Consider the following 17,540-nt stretch of genomic DNA (forward strand, 5'->3'; position numbering starts at 1 on the left):
GTAACGGTGCCCGTGGGGGGTGTCGGGAGAGTGGACCCGGCGGTGTTCACGGGGGTTGCCGGGAAGGTGGGCTCGGTAACGGTGCCCGTGGGGGGTGTCGGGAGAGTGGACCCGGCGGTGTTCACGGGGGTTGCCGGGAAGGTGGGCTCGGTAACGGTGCCCGTGGAGGGTGTCGGGGCGATGGGCCCGGCGGTGGGCCCGGTCATGGCTGTTCCCCGGGTGAGTCGGGTGAGTCGGGTGGGATCGGCTCGATGTCCAGTCCGAAGGCGCGTGGAGCGACGGCGGCCACCACCTCGGGACGCCACCAGAACGGAGGCCCGGGAAGGTGCAGCGCGACGACCTCGGCGCCGCCGCGCACCGTGTCGCAGGAGACGGGCAGCCCGCTGGCACGGTCGACGACGCACAGGATGTCCGGGGTGGACGCCACGGGCCTGCCGTCGACGAGGGCGAGCAGATACTCGTTCTCCATCTCCAGCCGGACGAGGCTGTTCCCGCGGTCCGCCCGGATGATCACCGAGCCGCGTCCGAACCCCGCTTCTGCCCGGTACCGGACCACCTCGATGACACGGCCGGAGACCAGGACGCGGGCGCCGAGCGACGCCGCGACCTCGCGCGGGTCGGCGGTCCTGGTCCAGGCGGCGTGCCGGGCCCCGAGCCGCAGGGCCCGGCCGAGCGAGCCGAGGATGGTCAGGCGGTCCAGCGACGCCACCGGCAGCGGGCGCATCGCGATCGCCGCCCACCCGCCGAACTCGCTGAGCGCCGACCGTACGATCCGCTCGGCCGCCGCCGGGGACAGGCCGTCCAGTACGAGCAGTCGGCCACCGGCGTCGCCGATGGCCAGCGGGGTGAGCGGTTCGCCGAGCGCGGCCACCGACATCTGGTCGAGGCGCGGCAGCGCCCGGCCCTGTAGATCCGCGTCGATCACCGGGAGGCCCAGCTCGACGGCGGCGACGAAGACCACGATCCCGTTGATCCCGCCCGTCTCGATCGGGATCAGCCCGGCCGGGGCGATTCCCGTCCGCTCCACGATCGCGGCGAGCACCGGCGCCCACTCCCCGCCGGAGGGCAGCCTCTCGGTGAACACCGACACCGCCCCGACGAGCCCGACCGGCACCACGTGGCCCCCGTCGAGCTCGTCGCGGCCCAGCAGCTCGATCCGGCCGGTCCCGAGGCTCCGCCGCAGCAGCCTGGCCGCCGTCTCGGTCTGCCCGCCGCCGCCGGAACCGAGCAGCGTCACCCCGCGTGCGAGGTGATCGATGTCCGGTTCGCCGAGACAGCGGATAGGCATGTACTCAGAGTGACACGAGATCCTCTACCGGGCGGAACCGCACGTCGAGACCGAACGCCCCCGGGCCGAACACCGCGAGGGCCTCCGGGGTGCGCATCAGGCCGGGGGTGCTGATGCCGACGACGACGGCCCGCTGCCCGTACCTCAGCCCCTCGGTCGTGATCGGTTCGCCGGTGTCGGCCTCCAGCACGCAGATCAGGTCGGGGACCACGCACCGCACCTCCCCGTCGACCCGCGCCACCAGGTTCTCGTTCTGGAAGACCAGCTCCAGCTCACCGTCCCCGTCGAACGCGGCCAGCGCGGCCCGCCCGCGGGCGAAACCGGCGACCGTACGCCGTTCGACGTCCACGACCTTGCCGTGGAACAGGACCCGGACCTTGTCGTACAGCGTGCCGGCCATGGTGTCGGCGAGCGCGGACACCGGGTCGCGGTGCTCGTCACGCGCGGTACGCAGCGCGCGGCCGATCCGCAGCCCGAGGCTGAGCGTGTTCGGGACCGCGGTGCGCTTGACGTCCGCGCCGCTCATCGCGTACTCGGCGATGTGCGCGACCCCGCCCAGCCTGATCGCGAGCCCGCGGGCGAGCCATTCCATGCGCTTGTTGTCGGCGCCGGTGTCGACGATCACGGTCTCGCCGTTCTCGCCCGCCAGGGCGAGGGGGGACCCCGGTACGCCGTACACCGAGAACGTCTCCATCTGCAGCTCGGGGAAGGCCCGTCCCATCCCGTCGGCGTCGACCACGGGCAGCCCGGTCTGGGCCGCGACCAGGAGCGGCATCATCGAGTTGATGCCCCCGCACTCGATCGGCATCGTCGCGTCGGCACGCCGCCCCAGGTGCCTTTCCAGCGCCCGCAGCGCCGTCACCGCCTCGTCACCCCGGGGGATCTTCTCCACCATCACCGTCGGGGCGCCCATCTGCGCGGTCGGGATGACCAGGTCGTCGTCGCCGAGCTCGCCGGGATCGAGCACGGTGATCGTCCCTGGCCCGGTGCGCAGCGCCTGGTCCACCAGCAGCCGCCCGATGTGGGGGTCACCGCCGCCCCCGGTGCCGAGCAGCGCCGCCCCGCGCGCGAGGTCGGCCAGGTCGCGGCGGTCGATCGTGTAGCTCACGCGGGCCCCCCCGGCTCGACGCGGACGGTGTCGTGGTCGTAGCCGAAGTAGCGGGGGCCGACCAGTTCAAGCCCGGCGGGGGTGTGCCAGCGCGGATCGCAGGGCGCCGCGATGACCCGCACCCGGTGCCCGTAGCGCAGCGTCTCGGTGGTGACGGCGGCGCCGGTCTCGGCGTCGAGCACGCAGATCAGGTCGGGGACGGTCGCCACCACGGTCCCGTCGCGGACCGCGACGAGGTTCTCGTTCTGGAACCGCAGGATCATCCCCTCCCCCTGCCGGTCCCCGTACCCCTCCAGGACGGCCTCGCCACGGGCGAACCCGCCCTCGGTGCGGCGGCTGACGTCCACCACCTTGCCGCCGAACAGCTCGGCCCCGCCCAGCCGGGCGACGACCGCCGCGACCGGGTCGCGGTGCGCGGCGCGGGCCTCGCGGACGGTCCTGCCCAGCTCGCCGCAGAGGGACAGGGTGCCGGGGACGAGCGCCTCGCGTGCCTGCGCGCCGGCCATCGGGAAGAGGCCGATCATCGCCGAGCAGCCCATGTCGATCGTGGCCGACCGGGCCAGCCGTTCGGCCCAGTGGTTGTCCACCGTGTCGAAGATCCCCCGGTTGCCCTTCTCGTCGGCGATCGACATCGGGGTGGCGGCCAGCCCGTACAGCGTGGGCACCACCATCTGCAGTTCGGGGAAGGCGCGTCCCATCCCGTCGGCGTCGACCACGGGCAGCCCGAGTTCGGCGGCGGCCACCAGCGGCACCAGCGCGTTGACGCCGCCCGCCTCCGCGCACACCAGGTGTGTCGGGGACTTGCCCACGTAGGTGGCGAGCGCCCGCACCGCGAGGGCGGCCTGCTCGGCGGAGGGCACCTTCTCCAGCATCACCGTCGGGGCGCCCATCATGGCGACCACGATGGTGACCGCGTCGTCGGGCAGCGCCTCCAGCGGGACCAGCCTGGCCGGGCCGTTGGCCCGGATCGCCGCGTGCGCCAGCAACCGGCCGATGTGCGGATCCCCGCCACCGCCGGTGCCGAGGATGGCGGCACCGGCCGCCAGGTCGTCCAGGTCGGCCTCGGTGATCAGTCGCTCAGCCACGGCCGGCCTCCAGCCTCAGGTCCCCGACCGCCTTGACGCGGATCCGCGTGGCGTTCCCCGGCAGGTAGGCGAGGGGCACCTCGTCCACCTCGACGACCCGGACGCTGCCCGGTTTGGCACCCGAGGCGATCGCCCTGTCCACCGCCTCCTGTTTGGCGTCGTCCAGTACGGCCTGCCGCTGTCCCGGCTCCACCGGGAAGATCCGGTCGACCTCCCCGCCGATCTGCGCGATGGCCGCGCCGATCGCGTTGGCCACCGCGAAGTGCTCGGGCCGGTGTACGGGCCCCGACCCGCCGAACTCGTCCGGCAGCAGGATCGACCCGCCGCCGACCGCGACCACGGGCAGCGGGTCGGGGGAGGTGCGGATGCGCTCGATGGAGTCGGCGATGTCGCGGGCGATCCGCTCCAGCGCAGCCCTCACCAGCGAGGGGTCCAGTTTCCGTACCGCGCCGGGGTCGCCGATCGCGGCGCGGCCGGCCGCGACCGCCACGTCGGTGGCGGTGAGCGTGGACCCCCCGAAGACCAGCCCCTCCTCGGAGAGGCGGTAGCCGACCGAGTCGGGCCCCACCGTCACCGCGCCGTCCTCCTCCCGTACCCGGCTGCCCCCGCCGATGCCGAGGCTCAGCACGTCGGGCATCCGGAAGTTGGTACGGATTCCGGCGACGCTCACCTCGGTGGTGGCCTCCCGGGGGAAACCGTGCCGCAGTACGCCGATGTCGCTGGTCGTGCCGCCCACGTCGACGACCGCGCAGGTCTCCACGCCCGACAGGAACGCCGCGCCGCGCATCGAGTTGGTCGGGCCCGAGGCGAACGTGGCCACCGGGTAGCGGCGGGCGAAGTCGACGTCCATCAGGGTGCCGTCGTTCTGGCTGAGGTAGAGCGGCGCGTGGATGCCCGCCCCCTCAAGGGAGGCCGCCAGCCCGTCCACGATCTGGGTGGCCAGCTCGCGGAGGGAGGCGTTGATGATGGTGGCGTTCTCCCGCTCCAGCAGTCCCATCCGGCCGACCTCCGCCGACAGGGACACGGCGAGTCCCGGCAGCTGCTCGCCGAGGATGTCGGCGGCGCGCTGCTCGAACTCGGCGTTGACGGGGGAGAAGACGCTGGAGATCGCGACGCTGCGGATGCCGTGCCGGTGCAGGTCCTCGGCGACCTGCCGGATCTCGTCCTCGCGCAGTTCCGAGATGTGGCGTCCGTCGAACTCGTGCCCTCCGTGGCACAGGTAGGCCCGGCCGGAGATGGCCGTCACCAGCCGTTCCGGCCAGTCGACCATGGGCGGCAGCGACGCCGTCGCGGGGAGACCGAGGCGGACGGCGGCCGTCGGCGCCAGCCTGTCCGCCTCGACCAGGGCGTTGATGAAGTGCGTGGTGCCGATCATCACCGCGTCCACCAGCACGGGATCGAAGGCTCGCTGCCGTTGCAGCTCGGCGAGCGCGGTGGTGATGCCACTCGTTACGTCGCGGGTGGTCGCGGTCTTGACCGCGGCCAGGACGCTCTGCCCGTCCATGAGCACGGCGTCGGTGTTGGTGCCGCCGACGTCGATTCCGATCCGCATATCAGGTCCTCTCAGGCGGCCGACGGCGCGGGGGCCGTGGCGGGCTCCTCGTCGCCGGTCTCGGTGTGTGCGGTGCCGTACCCCCGGACCAGGCCGAGCCTGCCCGCGACCGCGTACAGCACGAAGGCGACGACCAGGGAGTTGATGCTGGGCAGGCCCCAGGTCACGAACTGCCCGACCAGGCTCGCCACGAGCCAGATCACCAGGGTGGCCGGTACCCAGCGCGGCGCCTGGGCCGGTATCCCGCCCGAGGCCCTGGTGTCGTCCAGCTCCCGGCGCCAGGTTTTGACCACGAAGTACTCGGCGATCATGATGCCCGCGATGGGCGGGAAGGCGACCCCGAGCACCATCAGGAAGTCGGTGAAGCTGCCGAGGATTCCGGCCGCGGCCAGCACGCTGCCCGCCACGCCGAGGACCAGCGTCACCACCGCGCGGTTGACCTTCCGGCCGAAGACGGAGCCGACGAAGTTCACCAGGCCGAGGCCGGAGGAGTACAGGTTCCAGTCATTGATCTTCAGGGTGCCGACGACGATGATCAGCACCCCGACCCAGCCGACGGTGGAGGTGACGATCGTGATGATGTTCGCCGACTTGATCGCGTGTGCCAGCAGCACCCCGATCAGGCCGATCACGTACTCGCCGAGGGTGATGCCCAGCAGGGTCTGCTTGACCACGTCGGCGACCGACCGGTTGAACCGGGTCATGTCGGGGGTGATCACCGCGCCCACGATGAACCCGCCCGCGACCAGCGTCGTCCCCTGGAGGAGTGTGAGCGCCGGGCCCGCGGGGGCGGTGGAGGCCAGCTCGGACAGCGAGTGCCTGGACAGTTCCGTGCCGACCGACCACGCGACCAGCAGCACGAAGGCGGGCACCGTGAGATAGGCGGTCCACGCCATCGAGTGGAAGCCCTTGACGACGATGGCGGTCACCGCGAGCCCGAACAGCAGTGACCACGCCCAGACCGGCAGCGCCGGGATCAGCTCGTGCAGCCCCTCGGCCGACACCGCGGACTGGATGCCGAACCAGCCGACCAGGCTGATCCCGATGGCCAGGCCGATCAGCGCGGCCCCCGCCTGGCCGAAGCCGCACCACCGGGCCAGGATGGAGGTCGTCAGCCCCTCCCGCATGCCGATCACGCCCAGCGCGATGGCCACGACCTCAAGGATGACCGCGCCGAAGGTGAGAGCCCAGAAAGCACCCCAGAAGTCCATGCCGAACCCGAGGGTCGCGCCGAGCAGGAACTGGCTGAGGGCGGAGATTTGGCCGAATCGCTGGACCGCGACGGACACCCAGGAGTATCGGGCGCGGGCGGGGACTCGGGCTATCGCGTAGTCGTCGGTACCGAGAGAAGCCATGGTTGCCTCCGAAGGGGGCGGGGAGCGCCTGCTGGCCGTGGCCAGACTGTGGTAGCGCCGAGTGTAGGAAGCGGCCCAGGACCCGTCACGGTGCCAGGTGCACAAGCGATTACCGCAGGCTGTGCCTGGTGCACGACGTGTTCATCGGGAGCCGGAGTCCCGGACGAGGAGGGCGATCTGGACGCGGTTGGCCAGGCCGAGCTTGGCGAGCGAGCGGCTGACGTGGGCCTTGACCGTGGTCTCGCTCATGTCGAGCTCACGGGCGATCTCGTTGTTGGCCAGCCCCCGGGCGACGGCACCGGCGACCTGTCTCTCCTTGCCGGTGAGGACGGCCAGCCGCTCCCGGGCGGCGTGGACGTCCGGTGACCGCTGGTCGGCGAACGCGTCGATCAGCCGCCTGGTGACCGTCGGGGCGAGTATGGCGTTGCCCTCGGCCACCGTGCGGACGGCCGTGATCAGGTCGCGAGGCGCGGTGTCCTTCAGCAGGAAGCCGGCCGCCCCCAGCCGCAGCGCGGCGTGGACGTAGTCGTCGAGGTCGAAGGTGGTCAGCATGACCACCTTCGACGAGCCGGGCGACCGGTTGATCTCCTTCAGCGCGGACAGGCCGTCCATGCCGGGCATCCGGACGTCCATGAGCACGACCTGGGGCCGGTGTCCGAGGACGGCGGTCACCGCCTGGCTCCCGTTCTCCGCCTCGGCGACGACGTCGATGTCGTCGGCCGCCTCCAGGATCATGCGGAGCCCGGCCCGTACGAGGGCCTCGTCGTCGACGACGAGAACCCGGATCACGTCGGGAGCCATGCCCGCACCGTGAAACCCCCGTCCGCCTCCCGCCGGGCCGTGAACTCCCCGTCCAGGAGTTCGACCCGCTCCCTCAGACCGGCGAGGCCGAACCCGCCACCGGGCAGGACGCGGTCGCCGTTCCCCGGGGCGCTGCCGATCGTCACCTCCAGCGCGGAGGGGAGGAACCGCAGCGTCACCCGGGTCGCGACCGTGCCCGCGTGCTTGTGGACGTTGGTGAGCGCCTCCTGTACGACGCGGTAGGCGGCGTGCTCCACCATCGCGGGAAGCGTGCGCGCCGTACCCTCGTCCCGCCGGTCGACGGGAACGCCGGCCGATCTGGACCGGTCGAGCAGCCGGTCGAGATCCGCCAGCGCGGGCCGCTCGACGAGGGGCTCCCCGCCGGGTCGCGGGTGTTCGTTCAGCACCCCGAGGACGGCTCTGAGCTGCGCGAGCGCCTCCACTCCCGTGGTGCGGATGAGCTCCGCCCGCGTCGCGGTCCCCGGCTCCGCCGCGTTGATCTCCAACGCTCCCGCGTGCAGCACCATCAGCGAGACGCGGTGCGCCACCACGTCGTGCATGTCCCTCGCGATCCGGGCCCGCTCCTGCGCGCGGGCCTGCTCGGTACGGGCGGACTGCTCGCGCTCCAGCCGGTCGGCCCGCTCGCGCAGCCCTTCCAGCACCTGCCCGCGCGCGGTGGCCCACAGCCCGAGCGCCATCGGGAGCCAGACGAACAGGGCCACGCCGCCGAGCGAGGAGGCCAGGTCCACCCCGGGCGGCGGCACCACGAACAGGAGGCTCGCGGACATCGCGTAGATCGTCAGATGGGGCCGGCGCCGGTAGGTCGTCGCCACGACGTAGGAGGTCACCGCCACCAGGAGGCCGGGCGACCGCGTCGCCGCGTCCACGGCCGTGACCGTCAGCAGCGGCCACATCCGCCTCGGCGCCATCACGGCCCCGGCCGCGGCCAGCAGCCCGACCACCGTGGCCTGCGTGTAGTCGTGGACCAGGGACAGCCGCAGAAGGTCCTGGACGTACGACCGGGACCCGCTGACGACCGGGAAGAACGCGGCGCAGAAGGCGAGGAGGGGCAGCACGCGAGGGGCCAGGCGATCGCGTGGCGACCACACCCGTGACGCATCCACCACGGAACCCAGGGTAGACCGGCCCGTCACCAGCTGAGGAGCCGAGGCGGTACGCGGTCGGCCCGCTCCGTCCACGTCCGGACGTCCGGAAGGCCGCCGCGCAGCACCCGGACCCCGAGGGGGACGAACACGAGGCAGGCGAGACCGGCCCCGACGACGTCGGTGAGAAGGCTCTCCTTGAGCACTCCTCCCCACAGCGTCCCCCACCCGAGCACCAGAAGGCACCGGACCAGCCCGAACGTCCCCGACAGGTAGGCCCCCATGGCCAGGAGCAGCGTCCCCGGGTACGCCCCGGCGGAGCAGAGGACGGGAACCAGCCACGGTCCGTACGAGATGTCCACGTACAGGTCCATCGCCAGCCCGGTCGTCCGGCCGAGACCCAGCGGTCCGGTCAGCTGGAACAGGGTCTGCTCGACGCCGGTGAAGTACAGCCGCGAGAACAGGCCGAGGACGAAGAGCCCGGCACCCCAGGACGCGAGTCCCGGACACCGGGTGGCGACGACGCGCGCGAGCGTGACGATCGCGGGACACAACAGCACGGCCCCCGCGCAGAAGAGGGCGTACCCGGCCGTGACCAGCGACGGGTCACGCGCGTACGCGGCCAGCTGGGAGGGGGCGGCGAACGGCTGCTCGCCGAACCGGGCGAGCTCCTCGGAGGTGAAGGTCCCCGCGTGAAGGACCAGGTGGCGCAGGAGCAGGCCCGCGAACCACACGATCGGCCCGGCGACGAGCGCCACCCCTCCGATCAGGCGGCCGGGAAACCACACGTTACGGTGCACAGGTCCAGGGGTGGCTCGTCTTTCCGTCGTCATGCGGAGCATCCTCGCCGCGCGCGCGGCGGGCTCACATCGTCCGATGGATACGGCCGGACGTCTCTTTGGAGAGGCGTTCCCGTCAGGCGTTCCGCAGGGAGGCGCGGGTCCGGGAAGTGCCGCCGTCGCCGCCGCGGTAGGCGCTCGGGCTCACGCCCAGGACGCGTTTGAACGCCGAGCTGAAGCCGAACGCGTCGGAATATCCCACCCGGCGCGCCACCGTGGCGACCGTCGCGGCGGGTTCCGTCAGCATGTCGGCGGCCAGTGCCATCCGCCACTCCGTCAGGTACGTCATCGGCGGCTCGCCCACGATCTCGGTGAACCGCTTGGCCAGGGTGGTGCGCGAGACGCTCGCGGCGGTGGCGAGGGAGGCGAGCGTCCACGGCCTGGACGGGTCGTCGTGGATGGCGCGCAGGGCCGGTCCGGCCACGTCGTCGCTCAGGGCGGCGTACCAGCCGGGACTGACCGCCTCCGGCCGGTCGAACCAGTCACGCAGCGTGCACACCAGCAGCCAGTCGAGCAGCCGGTCCAGCACGATCTGGTGCCCCGGGCGACCGGAGAGGAGCTGCGCCTCAAGGTAGGCGCCCATGGTGCTGCAGTCATGATCGTCCGGTACGACGAGCACGGGGGGAAGCACCCGGACCAGGCGGCGGGCCACCTCGCCGCCGACCCGGTACGACCCGGCCAGCAGGATGGTCCGGCCGGTCAGATCCCCGGCGACGGCGCCGTCACAGCGGACGTCCAGCGCCGGACTCGGGGTGTCGGTGTCCGCGACCACGAACGGCTCGGGCCCGCGCACGATCGCCGCCTCGCCCTGCCGTACCTGCCGGGCGTCGTCTCCCCGGATGATCCACCCCTCGCCGCGCAGGGGGGCGACGAGCGTCAGGGCGGGGCCGTCGGCGAACCTCAGCGTCCACGGCGGCGACAGTACCGACGCGCCGAAGACGGAGCCCTCGCCGCGCACACTCCGTAACAGGTCGTCGTACGGGTCCATAGCGCCACGATAACGGGACGACCTGACAGATGCGGCATACGTTCAAGGCGTCACGATGACGGGACGATCTGACAGATACGACGTAAGCCCAGGGTGTCACGGTGACGGGAGGATCAGGCGGGCGTGGTGTACGCCCGGGGTGTCACGGTGGCGGGACGATCGGACAGGTGCCGCGTACGCCCGGCCATGTGCGGGCGGCTCCCCGCACGATTGGCTCTGTGACATGAAGGAGATCCTGATTCTGGGCGCGACCGGCAAGACCGGCCGCCGGGTGGTGCGGCAACTGCGCGAGGCAGGGGAGCGGGTACGGCCCGTGTCCCGTTCCAGCGAGGTGCGTTTCGACTGGTCGGAGCCCGCCACCTGGGACAACGCGCTGCGAGGCGCCGAGGCGATGTACCTGGTGGCACCCGACGACCCCACCCCGGTCCACGACTTCGTCAAGCGGGCCACGGACGTCAGGCGTTTCGTGGTGCTGTCCGGCCGGGGCATGGACCAGGTCGGCGAGGACTTCGGCCGGGGCATGGACGCCGCCGAACGGGCCGTCCGCGACTCGGGGGCGGAGTGGACGATCCTGCGGCCGAACAACTTCAACCAGAACTTCGACGAGGACCTGTGGCACGCGCCGCTGCGGGCGGGGAGGCTGGAGTTGCCGATCGGCGACATGCCCGAGACGTTCATCGACGTCGAGGACGTCGCCGCGGTCGCGGTGGCGGCACTGACGAAGGACGGGCACGCGGGGCGGACGTACGAGCTGTCGGGGCCGCGCGGGGTGACCTTCGGCGAGGCCGTCGAGATCATCGCGCGGGCCGCGGGCCGGTCCATCGAGTACGTCGAGCTGACCGCGGAGGCCTACCGGGCCGCGCTGCTCGCCGAGGGGTACCCGGTGGACGTGGTCAACGCGCTGGACGCCCTGTTCACCCTGCACCGCGCCGGTCACACGTCCAAGCCGGTCGACGGGGTCGAGCGGGTGCTCGGCCGGCCCCCGATCGCGTTCGAGGACTACGTGAACAGGGTCGCCGCCACCGGCGCCTGGTCCTGACACCTCGCTGAGAGCGCCGGGGCGGCGAGGGCGCCCACCGCCCTGACGTGTCACGGGGGACGGCCGGGGCGGTAAGGACGACGGGGTCTCACGGACGGTCAGGGCGGTGAGGACGCTCACCGCCCCGACGGGGTCTCGCGTACGGTCGGGGCGGTAAGGACGACGGGGTCTCGCGGGTGGTCGGGGCGGCGAGGACGCTCACCGCCCCGACGGTGTCTCACGGAAGGTCAGCCTCGCCGCCACTTCTGGTTGGCGCCGCCGTTGCACTCCCACTGCTGCAGCGGCGTGCCGCCGCCGCCGAAGCCGATGACGTCGACGCACTTGTTGGCCTGCGGGTTGACCAGGTCACCGGCACCGCTGAGGACGAACTGCTGCGCCGGGTTGCCGCTGCAGGTGGCGAGCTGGATGGCGGCGCCGTTGGCGGTGGAGCCCCAGGCCACGTCCATGCAGAGGCCGAAGGCGCGGACGGTGCCGTCGCCGGGCCACGTCCAGTTCTGCGCGGCGGTGCCGTTGCAGTCCCACAGCTGCAGGCGCTGGCCCGCGACGCCGTTGCTGCCGGGCACGTCGATGCACTTGTCCTGCCAGCCGATGAGCCGGCCGCCGCCGCCCCCTCCGGTGGTGGTCAGGGTCAGGCCGTACGCGCCGAGGATCTCGTTGACCGGCTGGTAGAAGGTGTTGCCGCCGGTCGAGCAGTTGCCGGAGCCGCCGGAGGTGACGCCCTGGGCCTGGTCACCGGTGATCCAAGCGCCGCCCGAGTCGCCGCCCTCGGCGCAGGCGCTGGTCTGGGTGAGCCCGTGGACCAGCGACCCGGAGTAGTTGACGGTCACGTTCTTGGCCTGGATGACGCCGCAGCGCCAGCCGGTGGTGCGTCCGGAGCGGCAGATGGAGGCGCCGACCACGGCCTCCTGGGATCCCGCCACGGCGACGTTGCCGCCGCCGTAGTTGTTGACCCACGGGCGGGGCGTCCAGTTGCCGTTGGTACGGACCCAGGCGTAGTCGTTGCCGGGGAACGACGAGCCCGCGAAGTTGCCCTGGGCGACGTTGTTGTAGCCGAGGGTGGGGCTGCCGGTGCCGCCGCAGTGCCCGGCGGTGACGAAGCCGCCGTTGTTGACCGCGAAGCCCACCGAGCAGAGCGTGTTGCCGTTGATGACGTACTGGTCGCCGCCGCGGATGTCGTACAGGGGCTTGGGCGCCTGGCTGACGGAGATCCGCACCTCGGCGGCGTCGACGGCGCCCGCTTTGACGAAGCGCTCGGCGGCGGCGCGGTCGGCCGCCGACACCGCCACGGTGTTCGCGGCGACGTCCACATACCAGCTGTGGATGTCCTTGCCCGCGGAGCCCGCGGCCCGGTCGAGCGTGGCCTTCGTGGCGGCCAGCTGTTTCTCGCTCCGGGGTACGAGCACCGGCAGTGCGCCCGACGCCCGGACGACGTCGGCGTCTCCGCTGTTCAGGACGCCGACGCTCAGCCGTCCCTCGCCGGGGGTGAACCACGCTCCGGCGAACCGGTCGGCGAGACGGGTGCGGAGCTGCCGCTCCACCACGGCCGCCCCGGCCTCGTGGGCCTGGCGGACGCGAGCCTGGGTGGGGTCCAGGCCGAGGTCTCGCCGCATCGCCTGTTCGGCGGTGGCCGTCCTGGACGGGTCGGGGCTGGGTTCTGGCGCCACGGCGGCCTGCGCGGTCGCGGACGGGACGACGAGCGAGGCGGCGAGTACCGCCACGCTGGTCAGCATGGTTAATCTCACGGCTGTCCTTGGGGGGCTGGGGGGTGGACGAGGCGTGAGAGCGCTCTCTCGAAAGAAACTTTTCATTTACCGCGTTCGAAGTCAATACGGACCCTGACTGAATCTGACTGAACCTGACCAGAAAGTTTGGCGTCAGGAGGTGCTGGGGTGCGGGGAGGGCCGCAGAGCGTCCAGCACGGCGTCCGGGGTGCTGGTGAAGAAGCGGATCGTGGTGGCCTCGGCGCGGCTACCAAGAGGACGGACCACGGTGACCGGCTCGGTCAGCTCGACGACCACGTTGGTCTGGGAGGACACCGCCACGCTGAGCCGCGAGCCCGTCAGGGTGATCGTGCCGCTCTCGTTGTAGTTGCGCGACAGCCGCACCGAGGAGATCAGCTCGCGGGGGACGCGCAGGTCGAAGTGCACGCCGGAGCGGACGCGCAGTTCCCCGTCGGTCACGACGTGGGGCCGGGTGACGCTGGCCGCGCCGAGCATGAACACGTACACGATCCCGTAGACGTCGAGCACCAGCACCGCGACGCGCAGCCCGTACGGCGCGCCGAGCGCCTGGAGCAGCAGCTCGATCCCCACCGTCTCCACGACCATCACGAACAGGAACCCCAGCAGGATCGGCGCCTGCTCCCGCGCGTACGGCGCGGCGACGGCGCCGGGCGGCACGCCGTCGCGGCGGCGCGCGATCCACAGGGCGATGCTCGCCAGGCCCCTCAGCTCGAATCCCACGAGCCTGCGCACCTGCGCGGGCACCAGGCGCCGGAAGGTCGCCACGAGCGCGGCCCGCCGGTCGGCGCCGCCCCGCCGCTCGGCCCTGAACAGCCGGTACGCGGTCACCGCCTCCAGGACGAGCACCGACACGACGGCCAGCTCCGCCACCACGATCACCGGCCCCGGCAGCGGAACGCCCGACACGAGCAGGACCACGAGCAGCAGCTCCATGGGGATGACGGCGAACAGTGCGGCACGGGCGGCCCTGAGCATCAGGTTCTCTCCTTGAGTGTCGTCATGACCAGCTGGAACACCTCGACCTGGGCGGGGGACACCTCGGCGTACATCGTCTCCAGCCACCGCCCCTCCGCCGGGTCGTGGCCGGGGTCGGAGGTCAGGTTCGCCACCATCACCTCGGCCATCTCGGCGGGGATGTGGGCGACGAGGTCGGCGGCGAGCGCGGCGACGCGGGGATCGCCGGGGTCCGCGTCCGCGAGCTCGTCCAGCCGCCGGTAGATGTCGTGTCCCCGCGCGAGCGCGCCGGGCTCGGTGAGCGGGCGCATCAGGTCGAGCATCCGCGCCCGGCCCGCCGGGTCGGCCACGGTGTCCACCAGCGCCAGCAGCTCGCGGTCGATCTCGGCGAACCTCGACCCCTCGGCGGGGAGGTCGCGGAGCACCGCCGCCATGCCGGGGGAGACCACCGAGTCGGGATGCGGGTCCGCCTCCGCCAGCAGCGCGGCCAGCCGGACCCGCCTGGCGCCGATCGCCTCCTGCTGCCTGGCCAGGTCCGCGTCCAGCTCCAGGAGCACCTCGCGCAGCTCCTTGCCCCGGTCGTCGGCGAGGACGTCGCGGATCTCGTCCAGCGACAGGCCGAGTTCGGCCAGCCGCCGCACGCGGGAGAGGGTGACCGCGTCGCGTAGCCCGTACTCCCGGTAGCCGTTGCTCAGGCGTACGGGTTCGGGAAGAAGGTCCAGGTGGTGGTAGTGGCGCACGGTCCGGGTGGACACCCCGACCAGCGCGGCGAGCTCGCCGATCCGCATGCCTTCATTAGAAACGTTGACGCTACGGCAAGGTCAAACGAGCGATTAATACTTAAGCAGATGCTTGACTGTTCGCCGCTTCCGGAGTAATACTTAAGAGCATGCTTAACCAAGGTGCTTCGCTGGACCGGGTGTTCCAGGCGCTGGCGGACGCGACGCGGCGCGAGATGGTCGAGCGGCTGGTCCGCGGGCCCGCGTCGGTCAGCGAGCTGGCCCGGCCTCTGGCGATGTCGCTGCCCGCGGTGATGCAGCACCTGCAGGTGCTTGAGGCGTGCGGCCTGGTCAGGACCGAGAAGGCCGGAAGGGTCCGCACCTGTCACATCGAGCCCGGCGTGCTGCGGGCGGCCGAGGGCTGGCTCGCCGGGCAGCGCACTATTTGGGAGCACCGCCTCGACCGGCTCGGCGACCTCCTGAACGAGTGAGCCGGGATGTCCACAACCCAGAACAAGGAGAAGACCATGACCGATCGTTCTGTCACGCATGCGACATTCACCCTGGAGCGGGTGTACGCCGTCCCGCCGTCCCGGGTGTTCGCCGCCTGGGCCGACCCCGTGGCGAAGGCCCGCTGGTTCGCCGTCCCCGACGGGAAACACGACCTCGACTTCCGGGTCGGCGGCAAGGAGGTCAACCGAGGCGGCCCGGAACACGGTCCCGGCATGACGTTCGAGTCCTCCTACCAGGACATCGTCCCGGACGAGCGGATCGTCTACACCTCGACCCTCTCCTCGGGGGACGACCTGGTCACGGTGTCGTTCACCACGGTGGAGCTCGTCCCCGAGGGCGAAGGCACCCGGCTGGTCCTCACCGAGCACGACGCCTTCCTCGACGGCCACGAAAAGCCGGAGTGGCGAGAACGCGGCACCGGCGACTGGCTCGACGCACTGGACGGCGAACTACGGCGCACGGACGCGTGACCTTTCCCTGCCGGGCCTCAGGCCGCCACAGGCCCGCCGGACTCCCACCTGATGAGCGCCGATCGGTGGCCGAGTTGCGTACCGGTGTGGGGGTCGATCTTGAAGGCCCCGAACAGCGTGGTCGTCTCCAGCGACGCGGCGGCCGACCACAGGGCGTCGCGTCCCGTGTCGCCGGTCGCCGTCGCGCAGTGGGTCGCGATGATCGCGGCGGCCACCGCCTGAACGGCTGGATAGTCGGGGAGCGTCCCGGCGCGGTCTTGGTAAGCGGCGAGAAAGTCAGGTTCGCCGATGCCCATTTCGGCCGGGTCTCCGGCGCCGGGGAACCACTGCCCGACCCCGTAGACGCCGCAGGGGTCGTCGAGCGCCTGGCCGAACTCGCGGACGCCCGCCGCCACCGCGCACACCGTCTGCGGTGGCGCGGGCAGTGACCTGGCCCGTCTGATCGTCTCGACGTCCTCTTCGAAGGCCCCGGCGCAGAGGAGCGCCCAAGCGCCTTCGGCTGTTCGCGGGAGGTCGTCCCCGGGGCCGAACCGGACCGTCTCGATACCGAGGGAACGCGCGATCACCTCGGCACCGGCGGCCACCTGGCGGCCGAAACCGCCCTTGCCGCAGACGATTCGTACGGGGAGCGCATCGGTGGCGGCCAGATGCCGCAGGAACGGTTCCGCGTATCGGCTGGTAGGCGTGAGCACCGAGACGACGTGTCCGGGGTGGGCCGCCTCGACGTCGTCACCTGACCCGCCGTGGTTCCAGACCAGGCGGCCGAGTTCGGTGGCGACGTCACCGGCCCCGCGCATCAGCTGGGTCGAGTACGGGCCGAGCAGGAGGTCGCAGCGATCCGACAGCTCACGGAGCGACGCCCGCAGGACAGCGGGGTCGCTCCGGTCGTCCTGGATCACCAGGTCCAGCGCGCTGTTCGACGCGTGCCAGACCTCCAAGCCGAGACGGGCCTGTGTGCCGAATCGGGCATGCCTGCCGGAGAGGGACAGACAGGCCCCGATGGTGAGTGTCGTCACCGCATCCTCACCTCGTATCGAAACTCGTGGCTGTCGGCGGCCATGATCGACGGTGTCGGTGCGATCAGACCCCCTCGGCGCCGTGACCGGCGGCGATCGCGTCGATGTGACGGGCAAGCTCGACGTCTTTGGCCGTGAGGCGGTTCCCGGCGTCGTGGGTGGTGATCACGAACCGGATCCGCTGCCAGGTGATGTGGATGTCGGGGTGATGGCCGATCTCGCGAGCCTTGGCCGCGACGTACACGGCCAGATGTACGCACTCGTGATACGTGTGCCTGAAGGTACGAGCGATGCTGTGATCCTCACGCTCCCATCCCGGCAGCCCGGCCAGATGGGCGGCGATCTCCTCTTCGGACAGCGGCTGAGGGGTCATCGGCATCTCCAGTGGGTTGGGCGAACCGAGAGACGATCTCAGTCAACCAGCGGTACGGGAACGGAGCCGCCACCCGGCCCCGTACCGGCTCGTATGGTGAAAGCGGCGCCCGATCACTCCCTGGTGGCACCCTCGGGCCAGATCACGACCACCCGCACACCATGCCGCCGAGCCTCCGCGACAGCTCCCGCCGTCCCGCCCGCGTCCACAGGCGACTCGCCGTCCCACACCGCCACGAGCTCGTCGACCGAACCCAGCATCGCCTCGTTGGCCGCGACGTACGCGTCCCGGCCCGCGTGGTCGAAATCCATGACACGGACCCGGGCGGCCCTGCTCAGCAGCCGGTCGAACCGCTCGGCGTGATCCGGCTTGACCTTGGCCTCCCGGTAGTCCCGGGACGGCAGGACGACTTCGAGCGCACCACCGGCCTGTAGGACGGCCTCGGCGAACAGCGAGTCGGCCCCACGGGCGATACAGGACACTCCGGTCACGTCATCGGCCACCGCTTCCAGGTGCGAGCGAAGCGCGTCGGACACGAGGCGAGCCGTCTCCGGGGTCAGGTTCATGTGCCCGGTCACACCGATACGCACCATCA

18 protein-coding genes are annotated in these 17,540 nt (G+C 71.8%); 3 read left to right on the forward strand and 15 right to left on the reverse strand.

What is annotated here, in order from left to right:
• Positions 1-202 precede the first annotated feature (202 nt).
• The 9 genes from ACW9TB_RS28360 to ACW9TB_RS28400 all read right to left on the reverse strand — a co-directional run bounded on the left by ACW9TB_RS28360 (position 203) and on the right by ACW9TB_RS28400 (position 10,119).
• On the reverse strand, positions 203-1,288 hold the full coding sequence (locus ACW9TB_RS28360; RefSeq protein ID WP_472751125.1) for a DUF917 domain-containing protein: 1,086 nt from the start codon (positions 1,286-1,288) through the stop codon (positions 203-205).
• 4 nt (positions 1,289-1,292) lie between these two features.
• Positions 1,293-2,396 carry a DUF917 domain-containing protein gene (locus ACW9TB_RS28365; RefSeq protein ID WP_472751126.1) on the reverse strand — a complete coding sequence of 368 codons (1,104 nt, stop codon included), beginning with the start codon at positions 2,394-2,396 and terminating at the stop codon, positions 1,293-1,295.
• Complete coding sequence (locus ACW9TB_RS28370) at positions 2,393-3,481, reverse strand: DUF917 domain-containing protein (RefSeq protein ID WP_472751127.1); 1,089 nt, start codon at positions 3,479-3,481, stop codon at positions 2,393-2,395. Before ACW9TB_RS28370 ends, ACW9TB_RS28365 begins: the two co-directional genes overlap by 4 nt.
• On the reverse strand, positions 3,474-5,033 hold the full coding sequence (locus tag ACW9TB_RS28375) for a hydantoinase/oxoprolinase N-terminal domain-containing protein (RefSeq protein WP_472751128.1): 1,560 nt from the start codon (positions 5,031-5,033) through the stop codon (positions 3,474-3,476). The genes ACW9TB_RS28370 and ACW9TB_RS28375 overlap by 8 nt, the downstream gene beginning before the upstream one ends.
• A gap of 11 nt (positions 5,034-5,044) precedes the next feature.
• The gene (locus ACW9TB_RS28380) at positions 5,045-6,388 is read right to left on the reverse strand and encodes a purine-cytosine permease family protein (RefSeq protein WP_472751129.1); all 1,344 of its coding nucleotides are present in this window, start codon (positions 6,386-6,388) and stop codon (positions 5,045-5,047) included.
• A gap of 141 nt (positions 6,389-6,529) precedes the next feature.
• Positions 6,530-7,177: a response regulator gene (locus ACW9TB_RS28385; RefSeq protein ID WP_472751219.1), complete on the reverse strand. Its 648-nt coding sequence runs from the start codon at positions 7,175-7,177 to the stop codon at positions 6,530-6,532.
• Positions 7,174-8,316 (reverse strand): sensor histidine kinase, encoded by a 1,143-nt coding sequence (locus tag ACW9TB_RS28390; RefSeq protein WP_472751130.1) that lies wholly within the window; start codon positions 8,314-8,316, stop codon positions 7,174-7,176. The genes ACW9TB_RS28385 and ACW9TB_RS28390 overlap by 4 nt, the downstream gene beginning before the upstream one ends.
• A gap of 23 nt (positions 8,317-8,339) precedes the next feature.
• Positions 8,340-9,092 (reverse strand): hypothetical protein, encoded by a 753-nt coding sequence (locus ACW9TB_RS28395; protein WP_472751131.1) that lies wholly within the window; start codon positions 9,090-9,092, stop codon positions 8,340-8,342.
• Between the two features lie 115 nt (positions 9,093-9,207).
• Entirely contained in the window at positions 9,208-10,119 is a 912-nt protein-coding gene (locus ACW9TB_RS28400; RefSeq protein ID WP_472751132.1) for an AraC family transcriptional regulator, read from the reverse strand.
• Between the two features lie 223 nt (positions 10,120-10,342).
• Between ACW9TB_RS28400 and ACW9TB_RS28405 the strand changes: the two genes are divergently transcribed.
• Complete coding sequence (locus tag ACW9TB_RS28405; protein WP_472751133.1) at positions 10,343-11,158, forward strand: NAD(P)H-binding protein; 816 nt, start codon at positions 10,343-10,345, stop codon at positions 11,156-11,158.
• Positions 11,159-11,385: 227 nt separating this feature from the next.
• Here ACW9TB_RS28405 and ACW9TB_RS28410 read toward each other — a convergent pair whose 3' ends face one another.
• The 3 genes from ACW9TB_RS28410 to ACW9TB_RS28420 all read right to left on the reverse strand — a co-directional run bounded on the left by ACW9TB_RS28410 (position 11,386) and on the right by ACW9TB_RS28420 (position 14,642).
• Positions 11,386-12,900 carry a ricin-type beta-trefoil lectin domain protein gene (locus tag ACW9TB_RS28410; protein ID WP_472751134.1) on the reverse strand — a complete coding sequence of 505 codons (1,515 nt, stop codon included), beginning with the start codon at positions 12,898-12,900 and terminating at the stop codon, positions 11,386-11,388.
• A gap of 132 nt (positions 12,901-13,032) precedes the next feature.
• Positions 13,033-13,875, reverse strand: a complete 843-nt coding sequence (locus ACW9TB_RS28415) for a hypothetical protein (protein ID WP_472751135.1) — start codon at positions 13,873-13,875, stop codon at positions 13,033-13,035.
• Positions 13,875-14,642 (reverse strand): MerR family transcriptional regulator, encoded by a 768-nt coding sequence (locus ACW9TB_RS28420; protein WP_472751136.1) that lies wholly within the window; start codon positions 14,640-14,642, stop codon positions 13,875-13,877. The genes ACW9TB_RS28415 and ACW9TB_RS28420 overlap by 1 nt, the downstream gene beginning before the upstream one ends.
• 101 nt (positions 14,643-14,743) lie before the next feature.
• On the opposite strand from ACW9TB_RS28420, the gene ACW9TB_RS28425 reads away from it, so the two are divergent.
• Entirely contained in the window at positions 14,744-15,064 is a 321-nt protein-coding gene (locus ACW9TB_RS28425; protein ID WP_472751137.1) for an ArsR/SmtB family transcription factor, read from the forward strand.
• A gap of 36 nt (positions 15,065-15,100) precedes the next feature.
• A complete protein-coding gene (locus ACW9TB_RS28430; RefSeq protein ID WP_472751138.1) occupies positions 15,101-15,556 on the forward strand; it encodes an SRPBCC family protein in 456 nt (151 codons plus the stop codon).
• 17 nt (positions 15,557-15,573) lie between these two features.
• Here the strand turns inward: ACW9TB_RS28430 and ACW9TB_RS28435 are convergent, their stop codons facing one another.
• The 3 genes from ACW9TB_RS28435 to ACW9TB_RS28445 all read right to left on the reverse strand — a co-directional run bounded on the left by ACW9TB_RS28435 (position 15,574) and on the right by ACW9TB_RS28445 (position 17,538).
• Positions 15,574-16,572, reverse strand: a complete 999-nt coding sequence (locus tag ACW9TB_RS28435; RefSeq protein WP_472751139.1) for an ABC transporter substrate-binding protein — start codon at positions 16,570-16,572, stop codon at positions 15,574-15,576.
• A 64-nt stretch (positions 16,573-16,636) separates the two neighbouring features.
• On the reverse strand, positions 16,637-16,945 hold the full coding sequence (locus tag ACW9TB_RS28440) for a 4a-hydroxytetrahydrobiopterin dehydratase (RefSeq protein ID WP_472751140.1): 309 nt from the start codon (positions 16,943-16,945) through the stop codon (positions 16,637-16,639).
• Between the two features lie 113 nt (positions 16,946-17,058).
• Positions 17,059-17,538, reverse strand: coding sequence for a hypothetical protein (locus ACW9TB_RS28445; protein ID WP_472751141.1), 480 nt, complete (start codon positions 17,536-17,538; stop codon positions 17,059-17,061).
• Positions 17,539-17,540 lie beyond the last annotated feature (2 nt).

The organism is Streptosporangium sp. H13245 (assembly GCF_055690525.1).

Excerpts from the sequence above, each read along its gene's own strand:
- ACW9TB_RS28405 (WP_472751133.1), top strand. The coding sequence starts at position 10,343 with ATGAAGGAGATCCTGATTCTGGGCGCGACCGGCAAGACCGGCCGCCGG.
- ACW9TB_RS28380 (WP_472751129.1), bottom strand. The coding sequence starts at position 6,388 with ATGGCTTCTCTCGGTACCGACGACTACGCGATAGCCCGAGTCCCCGCC.
- ACW9TB_RS28360 (WP_472751125.1), bottom strand. The coding sequence starts at position 1,288 with ATGCCTATCCGCTGTCTCGGCGAACCGGACATCGATCACCTCGCACGC.
- ACW9TB_RS28420 (WP_472751136.1), bottom strand. The coding sequence starts at position 14,642 with ATGCGGATCGGCGAGCTCGCCGCGCTGGTCGGGGTGTCCACCCGGACC.
- ACW9TB_RS28440 (WP_472751140.1), bottom strand. The coding sequence starts at position 16,945 with ATGACCCCTCAGCCGCTGTCCGAAGAGGAGATCGCCGCCCATCTGGCC.
- ACW9TB_RS28430 (WP_472751138.1), top strand. The coding sequence starts at position 15,101 with ATGACCGATCGTTCTGTCACGCATGCGACATTCACCCTGGAGCGGGTG.
- ACW9TB_RS28445 (WP_472751141.1), bottom strand. The coding sequence starts at position 17,538 with ATGGTGCGTATCGGTGTGACCGGGCACATGAACCTGACCCCGGAGACG.
- ACW9TB_RS28375 (WP_472751128.1), bottom strand. The coding sequence starts at position 5,033 with ATGCGGATCGGAATCGACGTCGGCGGCACCAACACCGACGCCGTGCTC.
- ACW9TB_RS28400 (WP_472751132.1), bottom strand. The coding sequence starts at position 10,119 with ATGGACCCGTACGACGACCTGTTACGGAGTGTGCGCGGCGAGGGCTCC.
- ACW9TB_RS28425 (WP_472751137.1), top strand. The coding sequence starts at position 14,744 with ATGCTTAACCAAGGTGCTTCGCTGGACCGGGTGTTCCAGGCGCTGGCG.
- ACW9TB_RS28415 (WP_472751135.1), bottom strand. The coding sequence starts at position 13,875 with ATGCTCAGGGCCGCCCGTGCCGCACTGTTCGCCGTCATCCCCATGGAG.